Genomic DNA, 15,362 nt, shown 5'->3' with positions numbered 1-15,362 from the left:
CGCTGAAGGTCCCGGAAGGGCCCCGGGTACCATACACGCTCCCCCGGAGTTTGCTTCAATACAGGAACTTCGTTTCTGGAAACTGGAAAACAGAATCTCGTACCAAAGCAGGGTGGGAGCTGGGGGTGCACCTCCCCGGACCTTCAGCGGCCATGGATGGCCGCTGAGGAGCGCACATGGACGTGCTTGTAGCGTGTCCGGGGAGGTGTGCGCCCAGCTCACGCCCGGACTACGGAGTAACCATCCGTGGGCTTCGCGGAATAATTCCCGCTTACTACATTGTGCAGGGCCAGTTCTGCATCCCCCTGAAGGCGCGCAACTTCGAAGCCCGAACTATAATAACCCCATGATCCGCGCTAGCCTCGCAGCCCTCACCCTGGCGCTCCTGTCCAGCGGCACCCTCGCCGACTCCGCCACCGTCTACAAGACAGTGGACGAGGATGGCGTTGTCAGCTTTTCCGACACCCCGCCAGCCGAAGGCAAAACCGCCGAAACCCTCGAATACAGTACCGCCAACAGCGCCCCGGACGAGGCCTACCAACAGCGACTCGAGGACATGCGAGAGACCACCGACCGCATGGCCGCCGACCGGCGGGAGCGGGAAAAACACCGGGCGGAACTGCGTCGACAGTCGCAGCTGGCGCGGGATGAGGCCCTGGCCAGCAACCAGAACTACGACTACAACGACTACCTGGGCTATCCGGGTGGCTACGCCTACCCCTACCCGATCTACAACAATCGTCCCCACCACCGACCGCGCCCACCGCGGCCGCCTCTGGCCAAACCACCGACCGGGGTCGAGGCTCTGCGCCGCAACCTGAATAACAACTCCCAGTTGATGCGACCCATGCTGCCACGCCGTGAGCACTAATAGCACAGCCCCGGACTGGACAGGCACCATTTACGGGCGCACCATATTGGTGCAATAACTGGTGCACAACCGGCTCTGCGTGCTTCGCCAAAGTGCCGGAAACCCGGCAGGCTGCCCCACGACGCGGGCCATCTACGCCTAGCCAGCTGAAAATACTGCACTTTTCTTCAAGCAATAGTTTCTGCCCCACTGTGCATCTTTTTGGCTCTAATTTTGCTAAGCCAAGAAGCATGCCGCAGGAAGGCGGTCAATCATGGGGCAAGCATGGTTCTGCAACAGGATATTCTCGACAACATGAGCACCGGGGTCATCTGCCTGGATGACGAGTTGTGCGTGACCGCCATCAACGCCTCTGCCCAGGCCCTGATGGAGGCCTCTGCCGCGCGCGTGGTTGGCCAGGACGCCGCCCAGCTCTGCCTGAACCCGGACGAATTACTCGACACCCTGCGCCAGGTTCGCGACGCCCGAACACCCGTCACCCAGCGCGGCATGTCCATGCACCTTCCCTCCAGCCATACCATCCACCTCGACCTGTTCGTCACCCCGATCCTGCAGGCGGGGGAGGTCGATTCTCTGCTGGTGGAACTGCAGCCGGTGGACCGCCTGCAACGTATCAGTCGCGAAGAGGGTATGCAGCAGGCCCAGGAGACGACCCGGGCGGTGATCCGCGGGCTTGCCCACGAAATCAAGAATCCGCTCGGCGGGGTACGCGGCGCCGCCCAGTTGCTGGCCAAGGAGCTCCCCGATGACAGCCTCACCGAGTACACGCGCATCATCATCCGCGAGGCGGACCGGCTGCGCGACCTGGTAGATCGCCTGCTGGGGCCGCATCACCAGCTACAGCTGGCCGAGGTCAATATCCACGAAATCCTCGAGCACGTCCGCAACCTGATCAACGCCGAGGCCGGCGGCAAGGTGACGTTGCGACGGGACTACGATCCCAGCCTGCCCGACCTGCCCGGCGACCGCGTCCAACTGATCCAGGTTGTACTGAACATCATGCGCAACGCGCTGCAGGCGGCGGAATCTCCCAGTGACTGCGAGATCTGCCTGCGCACCCGCTCGCGGCGCCAGTTCACCATCGGCTCGATACGCCACCGCCTGGTCTGCCGCATCGACATCACCGACAACGGCCCGGGCATCCCCGAAGAATTACAACAATCGATCTTCGTACCCATGGTCACCGGCCGCGCCGATGGCACCGGACTCGGGTTGTCCATCGCCCAGTCGATCATCAGCCGCCACGGGGGCCTGCTGGAATGTCGCAGCGAACCGGGCTGCACCCGATTTACAATTTACCTACCTATGGAACAGCAGAATGACAGGACAAGCTAAGGTCTGGGTCGTCGATGACGACAGCTCGATTCGCTGGGTGCTGGAACGCGCCCTGAACCAGGCCGGTATAGACAACCAGAGCTTCGCCGACGCCGACAGCCTGCTCGAGCAACTGCGTGATGACCAGCCCGACGTGATCATCAGCGATATCCGCATGCCCGGCACCGACGGCCTGGCGCTGCTCTCACACCTGAGTGAACACCACCCGCAACTGCCGGTGATCATCACCACCGCCCACTCCGACCTGGATTCGGCGGTGGAGTCCTACCAGCGTGGTGCGTTCGAGTATCTGCCCAAACCCTTCGACATCGACGAGGTGGTGGCCATTACCGAGCGCGCCCTGGCCCAGGCCCGGGAAAAGCGTGGAGAAATTCCCTCCCAGGAGGCCCTGCCGCAGACCGATATCATCGGTGAGGCGCCGGCCATGCAGGAGGTATTCCGCGCCATCGGCCGCCTCGCCCACAGCAATATCACCGTGCTGATCAACGGTGAATCGGGTACCGGTAAGGAGCTGGTGGCGCGCGCCCTCCACCGCCACAGCCCGCGGGCGGCCAACCCCTTCATCGCCCTGAACATGGCCGCCATCCCCAAGGACCTGATGGAGTCGGAGCTGTTCGGCCACGAAAAAGGCGCCTTCACCGGCGCCAACGCCAAGCGCGAGGGTCGCTTCGAACAGGCCAACGGCGGCACCCTGTTCCTGGACGAGATCGGCGACATGCCGGCGGAAACGCAAACTCGCCTGCTGCGGGTACTGGCCGATGGTGAGTTCTACCGGGTGGGCGGCCACACGCCGGTAAAAGTGGACGTGCGCATCATCGCCGCCACCCACCAGGACCTGGAAGAACTGGTTCAGCGCGGCGACTTCCGCGAGGACCTGTTTCACCGGCTCAACGTGATCCGCATCCACATTCCCAAACTGGCGGAACGCAGGGAAGACATCCCGCGGCTGATGCAGTTCTTTTTCCAGCGCGCGGCAGAAGAACTGGGCGGGGAATCCAAGGTACTGCTACCGGAGACCGAACAGTTCCTGATTGGCCTGGACTGGCCCGGCAACGTGCGCCAGCTGGAAAACACCTGTCGCTGGATTACGGTGATGGCTTCCGGGCGCGAAATTCACCTGCGTGACCTGCCCCCGGAGCTGGGCAAGACCACCTCACCGGCGGAGGCTGGCACCCAGGCGGACTGGCGCGAACTGCTATATCGCTGGGCCCGCAACGAACTGGTCCAGGGCAAGCACCACATCCTGCGCCAGGCGGTGCCCACCTTCGAGCGGGTCATGATCGAGGTGGCCCTGCAACACTCCCAGGGCCGCAAACGCGACGCCGCCGAATTGCTGGGATGGGGGCGCAATACCCTGACCCGGAAGATGAAAGACCTGAATATGTAGCGGCCCCCGCAGGGCGCCGGTAGACTGCGCCGATGCCTGACTCCGTGCCCTGCATCGTTCTTTTTCAGCCCGAGATTCCACCGAATACCGGCAATATCATCCGCCTGTGCGCCAATACCGGCAGCCAGTTGCACCTGATAGAGCCGCTGGGATTCGACCTCGATGACAAGAAGCTGCGCCGGGCGGGCCTCGATTACCGTGAGTTTGCCGCAGTGCAGACCTGGCCCGACCTCGACAGTTTCTGCCGGGCCCATCCCGACACCCGCCTGCTCGGGCTCACCACCCACGGCAGCACGCCCTATCACCGGGTGAGTTATCAGCCCGGGGACGCCCTGTTATTTGGTCCGGAAACGCGGGGCCTGCCGCCGGCCATCCGCGACAACCTGCCGCCCCAGCAGCGGGTTCGGGTGCCCATGCGGGAAGACAGCCGCAGCCTGAACCTCAGCAACACGGCAGCGCTCGTACTCTACGAGGCCCTCAGGCAGCTGGAATTTCCCGGGTTGGGATAAAAGCGGGGAAGGGAGATAGAAGGCTGGGGCGAGCGCGAACCTGCCGCGTCGCCCCTGAAGGGATCAGTGAGTCGCTGCCTCACCGCCCTCTGCTGCGGCCGGCGCGCCTTCGGCCTGGGCCTGTGCCAGCGCCTGCTGGTACAGGGCGTCGAAATTCACCGGTGCCAGCATGACGGGCGGGAAGCCGCCTTTAACGCAGATCGCATCGATGTTTTCGCGGGCGTAGGGGAACAGGATGTTGGGGCAGGCAGTGCCGAGTACACGGCGCAGGTTCTCACCCTCGATGCCAGTGATGAAGAAGATACCGGCCTGCTGCACTTCCACCAGGAACGCGGTTTCCTCTTCCACGGTGGCGGTCAGGGTGATGGTCAGTACCACCTCGTAGTTGCCGTTCTCATCCAGTTTGTCGCTCTTGGTGTTGAGATCGACATTGACCTTGGGCTGCCACTGCTTGCGGAATACAGCCGGACTGGAAGGAGACTCGAAAGAGAGATCCTTGGTGTAAATCCGCTGCATGGAAAATTGCTGTTGCGGCAGGTCCTGCCCACCGGTTGCTGCTTGTTCTTCGGCCATGGGGCCTTCCTCCATTACTTGGTTATAAAAACTAGTTCGCCAGCCCGAGCAGGCCGTCGAGGCTTCCCCCGTGTTCGAGGGCGGCCAGATCGTCGTATCCGCCCACGTGGCGCTCGCCGATCCAAATCTGGGGTACCGTACGGCGACCGCTGCGCTGCATCATCTCCTGGCGCAGGCCAGGGTCGCTGTGGACACCAATCTCCCGGTAGCTCACCTGCTTGCCGTCCAGCAGTTGCTTGGCGCGAATGCAGTAAGGGCAGTAGGGGGTAGTGTAGATGGTTACCTTGGAAGTCATATCCGGCCTGTTACTAGCGGGTCGTGGGCAACTGCAGGTTGCTCCACTCGGTCATGCCGCCGGCCATCTTGTAAACCTGCTCGAAACCACCGGCCTTGAGCTTCTTCCCCGCAGCCCCGGCATGCTGACCCATCTTGCATACCAGCACTATGGGGGCGGCCCTGAATTTTTCAAGCTCTCCCACCCGGGCGTCCAGTTTGCCGGCGGGAATGTGCACGGCACCGGTGATATGGCCCTGCTTGAAATCCGCGGCATCGCGCAGGTCGACGAATACACCGCCCTGCTGGTTGACCAGGTTGATCGCCTGCTGGGGGCTCAGTGAAGGGCCCGCCTTGCGCGATTCGTGGAAGATCAGCATGCCAACGGCAGCCAACAGGGCCGCCGCCAGAATCCATTGCTGGGCGAGAAATTCGAGAAAGAGTGCCATGTTGCGTGTCGAGGTCCGGGTAGTCAGCGGCGTGAGGCCGGCTGGAGGGGGCTGCAAATGCCCCTCACTGTTCAAAAAGGCGGCAAGTATACCGGCTCCGGGCGGGGTCGACCAGCGCGCCAGCGCCCCGGATGGGGGGCGCCGATACTAGCGGCAGCCCGCTTCGAACCAGGCCAGCAATTGCCTGGCCAGCGCAATCCGGCTGCGGGAAAAGCTGTGGTCCCCCGGCAGCACGCGGCTGTGCAGGCTCAGGCCGGAAACCTTGCCGTAGGCATCCACAATCGGACGGAAAATCGTCGCCTTCGGCGTGACCGCATCCTGCTCGCCGACCACCAGAAATACCTGCTTGCCCGCCAGGCCGGGGCCGAAACGGGTGGTGTCGAGCTCCTGGGCCGGTACTGCCTGCAGCTGCTGGCGCAGGCGGGGCCCGTCGAAATTCGCCAGCATGAACAGGCTGTCGGCATAGTCCAGGAGCCCCAGGGCCTCGGGGTCATCCCGCTCGAGTCCCTCGGCATCCAGGCCGAAATTGGCCGGAGCCATCGCCGCCACACAGACCAGGTTCGGGTCCTGGCTGCCGGCTTTCAGTGCCGTATAGCCGCCCAGCGAGTGCCCCAACAGGGAAAGTTTGCTGCGGTCGACCCGGTAGCGGGCCGCCACCTCGTCCTGGCGCAGGAAGGCGAGGGCAGCCAGGGCATCGTCATCCACCGTGAGTATCGAGTAATCACCCTCGGCGCCCCAGGCTCCCCGGTAGTGAAAAAACAGCACGTTGAATCCCGCCCGCCGCAGCACCTGCGCCAGATCGAGGTTTTTCTCGGTGCCGGGAATGCCGTGTAACAGCACAACGGTGGGATGGGGCCCCGGGCCCGTTGCTATGTACATCAGCCCCGGCAGGCGGTAGCCGTCACTGTCGAAAGCGAGTTCCGCAATCGCGGGCGGATAGTCGCTGTCGAAAGCCGGGTCCTCGGCGACCGGGTCAAAGGCGGCGGCGCTCCAGATCAGGCTGCAACTCAGCAATAGCAGGGCCAGTCGAAACACGGTGATTTCCTCCCAGTGGTTTGGCCCACACTCTAACCCGCTTTTTACCCGGCTTTCACCCACCCCTTGCCCCCTCCCTCCCCCACCCCCGCAACCAGCGGCGCACCGGGGCGGCCCAATGGCGGGGGAACCCGGAGGCCACGGACTCGCGAGCCCCTGCCATCGCGCGCCAGACAATGTAAAATGGGGAGTTCTCTTTGCTGTGAATTCACCTGGACGAGACATGAGCGATACAGGCAAAAAACCCACCGTACTGATTGTGCTAGACGGCTTCGGTTACCGCGAGGACACCCGCGACAATGCCATCGCCAACGCTGCCACCCCGGTATGGGACCGCCTGTGGCGGGACTCCCCCCATACCCTGATCTCCGGCTCGGGCCTGGACGTGGGCCTGCCGGATGGGCAGATGGGCAATTCCGAAGTGGGGCACATGAGCCTCGGCGCCGGGCGGATCATCTACCAGAACATCACCCGCATCGACAAGGCCATCGCCGACGGCAGTTTCGACACCAACCCGGTCTACACGGACGCCATCGACAAGGCGATTGCCAACGGCGGCGCCGTGCACGTACTGGGCCTGCTGTCACCCGGCGGCGTTCACAGCCACGAGGACCAGATCCTGGCGGCGGTTCGCCTGGCAGCAAAACGCGGCGCCACACGGGTCTATCTGCACGCCTTCCTCGACGGGCGCGATACCCCGCCGCGCAGTGCCGAAGCGTCACTGGCCAAGGCCGACGCGGCCTTTGCCGAGCTGGGCTGTGGCCGGGTCGCCAGCATGGTCGGCCGCTATTACGCCATGGACCGGGATAACCGCTGGGATCGTATCGAGGGCGCCTGGGACCTGCTGGTGCGCGCCGAAGCTCCCTACAGCGCCGCCTCCACCGGCGACGCCCTGGCCGCGGCCTACGAGCGCGACGAGAATGACGAGTTTGTGCAGCCCACGCTGATTGGTGGCTCCGACGCAGCCATCGTCGACGGCGACGCGGTGCTGTTCATGAATTTCCGCGCCGACCGCGCCCGCCAGCTGTCCCACACCTTCCTCGATCGCGACTTCGACGGCTTCGATCGCGGGAGCGTGCCGACACTGGCCGCCTTTGTGACCACCACCGAGTACGCCGCCAGCCTGGACGCTCCCTGCGCCTTCCCGCCCGAGAGCCTGAGCAACGTGCTGGGCGACTACCTGGCCCAGCGCCACATGACCCAGCTGCGAATCGCCGAGACTGAAAAGTACGCCCATGTCACCTTCTTCTTCAGCGGCGGCCGCGAGCAGGAATTTCCGGGGGAGGAGCGAGTGATGATCCCGTCGCCAGACGTGGCCACCTACGACCTCAAACCGGAAATGAGCGCCCCGGAGCTGACCGACAAGCTGGTCGAGGCCATCGGCTCCGGCAAGTACGATCTCATCGTGTGCAACTACGCCAACGGTGACATGGTCGGGCACACCGGCGTTTACGAAGCGGCGGTGAAGGCCGTGGAGGCCCTCGACGAATGTCTGGGGCGGATAGAAACCGCCCTGCTGGAGCACGGCGGCCAGGCCCTGGTGACCGCAGACCACGGCAACTGCGAACAGATGCAGGATTACGAGTCGGGCCAGAAGCACACCCAGCACACGACTGAACACGTGCCGCTGGTTTACCTCGGCGGGCGCCAGCTCAGCCTCGACCCCGCTGGCGGTATCCTGGCCGACATCGCCCCCACCCTGCTGGCGCTGATGGACCTGCCGCAGCCGGAAGAGATGACCGGCCACAACCTCACCCGCCCTCTCGCCTGAACCAGTGAGGTCCCGGTCTGTTCTGCTGCTGGCGCTACTGCTGGCGGCCCCCGCGGGCCTGGCCCAGACTGACGAGGAACAGACTCGCGCCAAACTGAACGCCCTGCAGGGTGAGATCAAACAGCTCGATCGCGAACTGAGCAGTGCCCGCAGCCGTCGCGACAAGCTGCTGGCACAGCTGCGCGAGGCGGAGACGGCGCTCGGCCGCCTGCAGCAACAGATTGCAGCAACCCGGGCAGATATCTCCAGCACCGAGGCTGAGCTGGCTTCCCTGAGCGGGCAGCAAGCTGAGCTCGAACAGCGCCGCACCGCCCAGCAGGAACGGCTTGCCCTGGAGCTTGAAACCGCCTGGAAGATAGGTCGTCAGGACCAGGTCAAGGTGCTGCTGAACCAGGAGGCGCCGCACACCCTGGCCCGGGCCATGGCCTACTACCGCTATTTTTTCGATGCGCGCAACGAGCAGATCGAGGCCTTCCGCAAGACGCTCGAGGAACTGGCTGCGGTGCAGCGGGACATCGAGGCACAGCGCTCCGAGCTGGCCGCGCGCCAGCAGACCCTGGCCAGCGAACAGGCCACGCTGGAGAAACAAAAAGGAGTCCGCCAGGAGGCCGCCGAGCGACTGGCCGCGGATATCAACTCCAAGGGGGATGCCCTGGCGCAGCTGAAGAAAGACCAGAAGGAACTGGAGCAACTGCTGGAAACCATCCAGCGCGCCGTGATCGACATGGCCCTGCCGGACAATGCCCAGCCCTTTACCACCGCCCGCGGCAAAATGCCCTGGCCAGTGGCCGGTAAACCCAGCAACCGCTTCGGCCGCTCCCGCAACGACGGTAAAATGACCTGGCAGGGGGTGAACATACCCGCCGCGGCAGGCCAGCCCGTGCGCGCCATCCATCACGGCCGGGTGGTCTACGCCGACTGGTTCCGCGGCTCCGGCCTGCTGCTGATCATCGATCACGGCGATGGCTACATGAGCCTTTACGCCCACAACCAGAGCCTGCTGCGAGAGGTGGGCGAGTGGGTTCAGGCCGGTGCGGAGATCGGCAGCGTCGGCGAAAGTGGCGGGCTCGAACGGCCCGCCCTCTATTTCGAGATTCGCCACAAGGGCAAGCCGGTGGACCCCGCCAAGTGGTGCCGGGGCTAGTTACGCTGGCTCCAGGTTACCGGTTCAGGGTTACCGGTTCAGGGCCCCTGCCACGCCGACCGGGCTTTGGGTTACACTGGAGGCCACTTGTTTTTTCAATGCACCGGCCCCGGGCCCCAGTGGCGGTAATCATGCACATTCCCCGTTTTACCCGAACCCTGATGGGGGCTGCCCTGCTCAGCCTTCCTCTCTCACTGACCGCCGCGGTGGAACAGGAGCCCCTGCTTCCACTGGACGACCTGCGCACCTTCGCCGACGTGTACAACCAGATCCGCATCGGCTACGTCGAGGAGATCGACGACTCCACATTGCTGGAGTACGCCATCCAGGGCATGTTGATGAGCCTGGACCCCCACTCGGTCTATCTCACCAAGGACGCCTTCGAGGACCTGCAATCCAACACTACCGGCGAGTTCAGCGGGCTGGGCCTGGAAGTCGGCATGGAAGACGGCTACGTCAAGATCATTGCCCCCATCGACGGCTCCCCTGCCGCCGAGGCCGGGCTGCAGACCGGGGATATCATCCTCAAGCTGGACAAGCAGCCGGTCAAAGGCATGAGCCTCAATGAGGCTATCGATGAAATGCGCGGCCCGAAAGGCAGCGAAATCCAGCTGACCATCGGCCGACCCGGGGAAACCGAGCCCTTTGAGGTGACCCTGAAACGCGACACCATCAAGGTGGCCAGCGTGCGCGAGCGGGAACTGGAGCCCGGTTACGGCTACATTCGCATTGCCCAGTTCCAGAATCATACCGGCGAGGACGTTAGCGCCTCCCTGTCCAAACTCAAGGAAAAAGGCAAGCTGAAAGGCCTGGTGCTGGACCTGCGCAACAATCCTGGCGGGGTCCTGCGGGCCAGCGTCGACGTGGCGGACCTGTTCATGGACGGCGGGCTGGTGGTCTATACCGAAGGCCGGCTGGCCAACTCCGACGTACGCTACGAAGCCCAGCCGGCGGACTCAACCGACGGCATTCCCATGGTAGTACTGATCAACGGCGGCTCTGCCAGCGCTTCGGAGATTGTGGCCGGGGCCCTGCAGGATCACGGCCGCGCGGTCATCATGGGCACCAACAGCTTCGGCAAGGGTTCGGTGCAAACGGTACTGCCCATCTCCGAGTCCCGCGCAGTCAAGCTGACCACCGCGCTCTACTTCACCCCCAACGGCCGCTCCATCCAGGCCTCGGGGATTGAACCCGACATCCAGGTGGAGCGGGCCAGGGTGACGGCCTACGACACCTCGCGCCAGATCAGCGAGGCGGACCTGTCGGGCCACCTCGACAACGCCAACGGCGACGCCGGGCGCCCCGCCAGTCGCAGCGTGAACGGCCTGCTGGCGACTGACAACCAGCTCTACGAAGCGCTCACCCTGCTGAAAGGGGTCAACATCCTGGGCCTGCGCGACAAGCGGGCGCGCGCTGCCGCGGCTCTCGACAGCGAGTCCTGACACCCTGCGCGGCCTCCTCCTTATCGGATTGATGCTGGCGGCCCTGCCCGCCAGCGCCGAGCGCTGGCACCGCGGGGAGTGCAGCTACCTCAGCGATGAATACCAGGCACCGCGCTACACCCTGGTCCTGATCATCGACGATATCGGCAACCAGCTGGACAATGGACGGGCGGCTGTCGAGCTCCCGGGCAGGCTGAATTACGCCGTTCTTCCCCACACCCCTCACGGCCCGCAGCTGGCCGAACTGGCGCACCGTTACGGCAAGGAAGTACTCCTGCACCAGCCAATGAGTAACCTCGGTCACAAAGCCCTGGGCCGCGGTGGCCTGACCCCGGAACTGGACAGAAACCATTTCCACCAGATTCTGACAGCGGCGCTGGCCAGCGTTCCCCACGTGCGCGGACTCAACAATCACATGGGTTCCGACCTCACCCGGCGCCGGCCGCAGATGGAGTGGCTGATGGCCGAGCTGTCGGCGCGCCAGCTCTACTTTGTCGATTCCCGCACAGACAAGGGTACGGTCGCCGCCGTCGTAGCCGGCGAAGCCAGCGTGCCGCACCTGTCGCGGCAGGTGTTCCTTGATAACCAGCGTAGCGAGGAGGCGATTGCTGAACGCTTCGACTATTTCATCCAGCTGGCACGGGAACGTGGGCTGGCAGTGGCCATTGGCCACCCCTACCCGGAAACCATCGCCTACCTGCAGCGGGTACTGCCCAAGCTGACGCACAGTTCCTATCGACTGGCGCTGGTATCAGAGGTACTCGATACCAGCGCGCCGGGGTCGGCCGCAGCCGGCCCCTAGTGGTCGCGATACAGCACTCCGGTTCCCCCTGATATACCGCCTCAGAGTCTCTGCCTGTCAATGTCCTCGGGGCCATTTCACGGGCAGGCGACTGAAGCTACTGTAACGCCCTCCGCAATCCCTCGAGGTCGATCGAATGGCTGTAATTTCCCGCCTGCTTGCCGCTGTATTGGCACTGACATTCACGAACCTGGCCCGGGCTGAAAACAGCCCCCGGATAGAACAACTCGCAGCTCCGGAGGGGGCTCCCAACGTGGTCGTGGTACTACTCGACGATGTCGGCTTCGGCGCAGCCAGTACATTCGGCGGCCCCGCGGACACCCCGGGGCTGGAAGCGCTGGCGGCCGAGGGTCTGCGCTACAACCGCTTTCACACTACCGCCATCTGCTCACCCACACGGGCAGCGCTGCTCACCGGACGCGACGCTCACCGCGCCAATGTGGGAACAGTGATGAACGTGGCCAATGCCTACCCCGGTTACCAGGGCGTGCTCAACCCGCACACCGCCACCGTGGCGGAGATGCTGCGCCAGCGCGGCTACAGCACCGCCGCCATCGGCAAATGGCATCTTGCTCCCAGCTGGGAAACCTCTCCCATGGGCCCCTTCGACCGCTGGCCAACCGGCGTCGGCTTTGAAAAGTTCTATGGGTTCATGGGTGGCGAGACCGACCAGTTTGATCCCACCCTCTACGAGGGAACCCGGCCCGTCATGCGCCCGGACGTGGACAACTATCACTTCACCGAAGACATGAGCCGGGAGGCGATTGAATGGCTGCAACTGCAGCACAGCCTGACCCCGGACAAGCCATTCTTTCTCTATTACTCCACCGGTGCGGCACATGCTCCCTTACAAGTCCCCAAAAACTGGATCGAACGCTACAAGGGTCGCTTCGACCAGGGCTGGGACGCCATGCGCGAAGAGATTATCGCCCGCCAGAAGCAGCTCGGGGTAATTCCCCCGAACACGGACCTGACACCGCGCCCCGACCTCATTCCCGCCTGGGACAGCCTCAGCGACGACCAGAAAAAGGTCGCCGCCAGGCTCATGGAGACCTACGCTGGATTTCTGGCTCACACCGACGCCCAGGTAGCCAAACTGGTAGATCACCTCAAAGCCAGCAAGCAGTTCGACAATACCCTGTTCTTTTACGTGGTCGGTGACAACGGCAGCAGCGCCGAAGGCGGTCCCCCGGGGAGCATCAACTATATGGGCGCGCTCCAGGGTCTGCAGGAGCCTGTACAGCTACAACTGGCCAAACTCGACAGCATCGGTAGCGCCGAGTCCTATCCCCAGTATCCCGCTGGCTGGGCCTGGGCACTGACCACCCCTTTCCAGTGGGTCAAGCAGGTTGCCTCCCATCTGGGTGGCACCCGTAACCCGCTGGTCGTGTCCTGGCCCAGGGTCATCGAGGACAAGGGAGGCCTGCGCCAGCAGTTCTCCCACGTCAACGACATTGCCCCCACCATCCTGGCCGCTGCCGGTATCGAAATGCCGCAAGCAATCAACGGCGTCAGCCAGCTACCGATGGACGGCAGCTCCATGCTGGCAAGCTTCGCCAGTGCCACCGCCCCCGAATTCCACGACACCCAGTTGTTCGAAGTGTTCGGAAACCGCGCCATCTATCACGACGGCTGGATGGCTTCCGCCCGCCACGACCGCATCCCCTGGACGGTTGGCCTGGCCAACAAGCCCTCCAACTTTGACGATGACCGATGGGAGCTCTACAACCTGGATGACGATTTCAGCCAGGCCCATGACTTGTCGGCCGAACAGCCGGCAAAGCTGGCCGAGTTGCAGCAACTGTTCAACAGCGAAGCACAGGATCTGAGGATCCTGCCCCTGCGCAACGCGGCCAATGTGCGCACCCCGATGCCCTTCCTGGCCGAGGGCCGTGAGCGGGTCACCTACTACACCGGTACCGTCGGTGTGCCGGAAGACCAGGTACCCAATATCGACAACCGCTCCTGGTCGGTGGTCACAGATGTTGCGGTGAATCGGGATGGCGGCGGCCGCGGCGTCCTCGCCACCATGGGTGGCACCGCCGCCGGCTGGTCGCTCTATCTCGACGACAGCGGCCGCCCGGTGTTCGAGTACCGCATCTTCGAATTCGGCCAGATCCGCCTGCAGGGACGTGATCCCCTGCCAGCGGGCGCCCACAACATCGCAGTCAAGTTCGACTACGACGGCCCCGGCTATGCCAAAAGCGGAACCTTCACCCTGAAGGTGGACGGTGTGACCCAGGGCAGCGACAGTGTCCGCGCCAGCCAACCGGCCTTTTTCTCGATTGACGAAACTTTCGACACCGGCATCGATACCGGCTCACCCGCGGGCCATTACCCGGACGATGCCCCTCTGGGTTACCCGCTGCGCGGCGCCATCCTGCACCAGGTCGATCTCGGCGGTCGCTAGCGAGCGCTATTTGCCGGTCACTTGCAGTGGCCGGCAATCACCACCACGCCGGCCCCGAGACCGGCGTTTTCATTCCCGAAAGTTGTACACAGGTGACCGAGGAAGTCTAGCGTTTCACGGTAGGCGGCAGCCGCGTATGATTGCCGGTTGCGCGTGCAACCAAAAGGCTGACATCCGCCCCGGATGCCGCTGCGTACCCCCTTTTTTGTTACCGGCTGATGAAACAAACCATCATGAAGAAATTGCTGTTCGGAAAACGCATGTGGCTCATGCTGATCGCCACCCTCCTCATCTTCGGCGGGGTACTGGGCATGCAGTGGTATGGCAATATCAAAATGAACGAGTTCATGGACAATATGCCGGTGCCCCCCAAGGCGATCACCACCGCCGAAGCACGCACGGCCATGTGGCAGGACGCGGTTGAATCGGTGGGCACCCTGGCAGCCATTCGCGGCGCCGAGCTGGCGACCGAAGTCCCTGGCACCATCGAGGAAATATTCTTCGACAACGGTGCAGAGGTCGCGGCAGGAGACATCATTCTCACGCTCAACTCGGCGCCGGACCGGGCTGAACTCAAGGCACTGGAGGCCGCCGCAGAACTCGCAGCCATCGAGCTGCGCCGCGCCAACAGCCTGGTTGAATCGCGCAACATCTCCAAGTCTGAGCTGGACCAACGCACCAGCCAGGTCGACCAGGCCACGGCCCGTGTCGAGGCCCAGAAAGCGCGTATTGAGCAGAAGGCGCTGCGCGCCTCCTATTCGGGCCGACTGGGCATCAGGCGTTTCAACGTCGGCGACTATGTCCAGGCCGGCGACACCATCATCGAACTACAGTCACTGGACAGCCTCTACGCCAACTTTACCTTGCCCGAGCAGTACAGCGGGCAGATCGCCACCGGCATGACCGCACAGGCCCGCCTGCAGGCGCTCGGCGGTGCCAGTTTCGAGGGGAAGGTAACTGCCATTGCCCCGGTTATCGATCCCGACACCCGCAACTTTGCCGTGCAGGCAACCCTGGAGAATCGCGATGACCTGCTCAAGCCCGGTATGTTTGCCAGCCTGACGCTGCCGATCGGGCTGCAGGTGGAGCAGGTCATCGTACCGCGAACCGCCGTCGCCTATCGGCCTTATGGTAATTCGGTCTACGTGGTGAACGAGAACGGGCAGCAATTGACCGTGACCCAGCGCTTTGTCTCTCTGGGCCCGGTTCGCGGCGACCTCGTAGCGATTCTCGACGGGCTGAATCCCGGAGAAACGGTGGCCACCAGTGGCCTGCTGAAACTGAATTCGGGATCCGTCGTCACCATCAACAACCAGATCCAGCCCGACGCCAGTCTCGAACCCAAACCGGATAACGGCTGA

14 protein-coding genes are annotated in these 15,362 nt (G+C 63.8%); 10 read left to right on the top strand and 4 right to left on the bottom strand.

What is annotated here, in order from left to right:
- The first annotated feature begins 346 nt into the window (after positions 1–346).
- The 4 genes from FV139_RS09555 (at position 347) to FV139_RS09540 (ending at position 4,102) form a co-directional block, all read left to right on the top strand.
- A complete protein-coding gene (locus FV139_RS09555) occupies positions 347–871 on the top strand; it encodes a DUF4124 domain-containing protein (RefSeq protein WP_148068211.1) in 525 nt (174 codons plus the stop codon).
- Positions 872–1,135: 264 nt separating this feature from the next.
- On the top strand, positions 1,136–2,206 hold the full coding sequence (gene glnL, locus FV139_RS09550) for a nitrogen regulation protein NR(II) (protein ID WP_148068210.1): 1,071 nt from the start codon (positions 1,136–1,138) through the stop codon (positions 2,204–2,206).
- Positions 2,190–3,593, top strand: a complete 1,404-nt coding sequence (gene glnG / locus FV139_RS09545; RefSeq protein ID WP_148068209.1) for a nitrogen regulation protein NR(I) — start codon at positions 2,190–2,192, stop codon at positions 3,591–3,593. The genes glnL and glnG overlap by 17 nt, the downstream gene beginning before the upstream one ends.
- Before the next feature lie 32 nt (positions 3,594–3,625).
- The gene (locus FV139_RS09540; RefSeq protein ID WP_407946813.1) at positions 3,626–4,102 is read left to right on the top strand and encodes a tRNA (cytidine(34)-2'-O)-methyltransferase; all 477 of its coding nucleotides are present in this window, start codon (positions 3,626–3,628) and stop codon (positions 4,100–4,102) included.
- A gap of 63 nt (positions 4,103–4,165) precedes the next feature.
- Here the strand turns inward: FV139_RS09540 and secB are convergent, their stop codons facing one another.
- The 4 genes from secB to FV139_RS09520 all read right to left on the bottom strand — a co-directional run bounded on the left by secB (position 4,166) and on the right by FV139_RS09520 (position 6,432).
- Complete coding sequence (gene secB, locus FV139_RS09535) at positions 4,166–4,675, bottom strand: protein-export chaperone SecB (protein ID WP_148068208.1); 510 nt, start codon at positions 4,673–4,675, stop codon at positions 4,166–4,168.
- 31 nt (positions 4,676–4,706) lie between these two features.
- Positions 4,707–4,970, bottom strand: a complete 264-nt coding sequence (grxC, locus tag FV139_RS09530) for a glutaredoxin 3 (RefSeq protein WP_148068207.1) — start codon at positions 4,968–4,970, stop codon at positions 4,707–4,709.
- Between the two features lie 13 nt (positions 4,971–4,983).
- The gene (locus tag FV139_RS09525) at positions 4,984–5,397 is read right to left on the bottom strand and encodes a rhodanese-like domain-containing protein (RefSeq protein ID WP_148068206.1); all 414 of its coding nucleotides are present in this window, start codon (positions 5,395–5,397) and stop codon (positions 4,984–4,986) included.
- A gap of 147 nt (positions 5,398–5,544) precedes the next feature.
- Positions 5,545–6,432: an alpha/beta hydrolase family protein gene (locus FV139_RS09520; RefSeq protein ID WP_213004079.1), complete on the bottom strand. Its 888-nt coding sequence runs from the start codon at positions 6,430–6,432 to the stop codon at positions 5,545–5,547.
- Positions 6,433–6,655: 223 nt separating this feature from the next.
- Between FV139_RS09520 and gpmI the strand changes: the two genes are divergently transcribed.
- The 6 genes from gpmI to FV139_RS09490 all read left to right on the top strand — a co-directional run bounded on the left by gpmI (position 6,656) and on the right by FV139_RS09490 (position 15,362).
- Positions 6,656–8,203, top strand: a complete 1,548-nt coding sequence (gene gpmI, locus FV139_RS09515) for a 2,3-bisphosphoglycerate-independent phosphoglycerate mutase (RefSeq protein WP_148068205.1) — start codon at positions 6,656–6,658, stop codon at positions 8,201–8,203.
- 4 nt (positions 8,204–8,207) lie between these two features.
- Positions 8,208–9,347: a murein hydrolase activator EnvC family protein gene (locus FV139_RS09510; RefSeq protein WP_148068204.1), complete on the top strand. Its 1,140-nt coding sequence runs from the start codon at positions 8,208–8,210 to the stop codon at positions 9,345–9,347.
- 131 nt (positions 9,348–9,478) lie between these two features.
- On the top strand, positions 9,479–10,789 hold the full coding sequence (locus FV139_RS09505; RefSeq protein ID WP_187276469.1) for a S41 family peptidase: 1,311 nt from the start codon (positions 9,479–9,481) through the stop codon (positions 10,787–10,789).
- A 31-nt stretch (positions 10,790–10,820) separates the two neighbouring features.
- Complete coding sequence (locus FV139_RS09500; protein ID WP_148068203.1) at positions 10,821–11,591, top strand: divergent polysaccharide deacetylase family protein; 771 nt, start codon at positions 10,821–10,823, stop codon at positions 11,589–11,591.
- Positions 11,592–11,727: 136 nt separating this feature from the next.
- The gene (locus FV139_RS09495; protein WP_148068202.1) at positions 11,728–14,001 is read left to right on the top strand and encodes an arylsulfatase; all 2,274 of its coding nucleotides are present in this window, start codon (positions 11,728–11,730) and stop codon (positions 13,999–14,001) included.
- A gap of 233 nt (positions 14,002–14,234) precedes the next feature.
- Positions 14,235–15,362 carry an efflux RND transporter periplasmic adaptor subunit gene (locus tag FV139_RS09490; protein WP_187276468.1) on the top strand — a complete coding sequence of 376 codons (1,128 nt, stop codon included), beginning with the start codon at positions 14,235–14,237 and terminating at the stop codon, positions 15,360–15,362.

Source organism: Parahaliea maris (genome assembly GCF_008064665.1).
GTDB lineage: Bacteria > Pseudomonadota > Gammaproteobacteria > Pseudomonadales > Halieaceae > Parahaliea > Parahaliea maris.
The sequence above is the reverse complement of the archived record's forward strand: the minus strand, read 5'-3'. Positions and strand labels throughout refer to the sequence as shown.

What these genes read in the sequence shown, in the direction of transcription:
- FV139_RS09555 (WP_148068211.1), top strand. Translation starts at nt 347, where the DNA reads ATGATCCGCGCTAGCCTCGCAGCCCTCACCCTGGCGCTCCTGTCCAGC.
- glnL (WP_148068210.1), top strand. Translation starts at nt 1,136, where the DNA reads ATGGTTCTGCAACAGGATATTCTCGACAACATGAGCACCGGGGTCATC.
- glnG (WP_148068209.1), top strand. Translation starts at nt 2,190, where the DNA reads ATGACAGGACAAGCTAAGGTCTGGGTCGTCGATGACGACAGCTCGATT.
- FV139_RS09540 (WP_407946813.1), top strand. Translation starts at nt 3,626, where the DNA reads ATGCCTGACTCCGTGCCCTGCATCGTTCTTTTTCAGCCCGAGATTCCA.
- secB (WP_148068208.1), bottom strand. Translation starts at nt 4,675, where the DNA reads ATGGCCGAAGAACAAGCAGCAACCGGTGGGCAGGACCTGCCGCAACAG.
- grxC (WP_148068207.1), bottom strand. Translation starts at nt 4,970, where the DNA reads ATGACTTCCAAGGTAACCATCTACACTACCCCCTACTGCCCTTACTGC.
- FV139_RS09525 (WP_148068206.1), bottom strand. Translation starts at nt 5,397, where the DNA reads ATGGCACTCTTTCTCGAATTTCTCGCCCAGCAATGGATTCTGGCGGCG.
- gpmI (WP_148068205.1), top strand. Translation starts at nt 6,656, where the DNA reads ATGAGCGATACAGGCAAAAAACCCACCGTACTGATTGTGCTAGACGGC.
- FV139_RS09505 (WP_187276469.1), top strand. Translation starts at nt 9,479, where the DNA reads ATGCACATTCCCCGTTTTACCCGAACCCTGATGGGGGCTGCCCTGCTC.
- FV139_RS09500 (WP_148068203.1), top strand. Translation starts at nt 10,821, where the DNA reads ATGCTGGCGGCCCTGCCCGCCAGCGCCGAGCGCTGGCACCGCGGGGAG.
- FV139_RS09495 (WP_148068202.1), top strand. Translation starts at nt 11,728, where the DNA reads ATGGCTGTAATTTCCCGCCTGCTTGCCGCTGTATTGGCACTGACATTC.
- FV139_RS09490 (WP_187276468.1), top strand. Translation starts at nt 14,235, where the DNA reads ATGAAGAAATTGCTGTTCGGAAAACGCATGTGGCTCATGCTGATCGCC.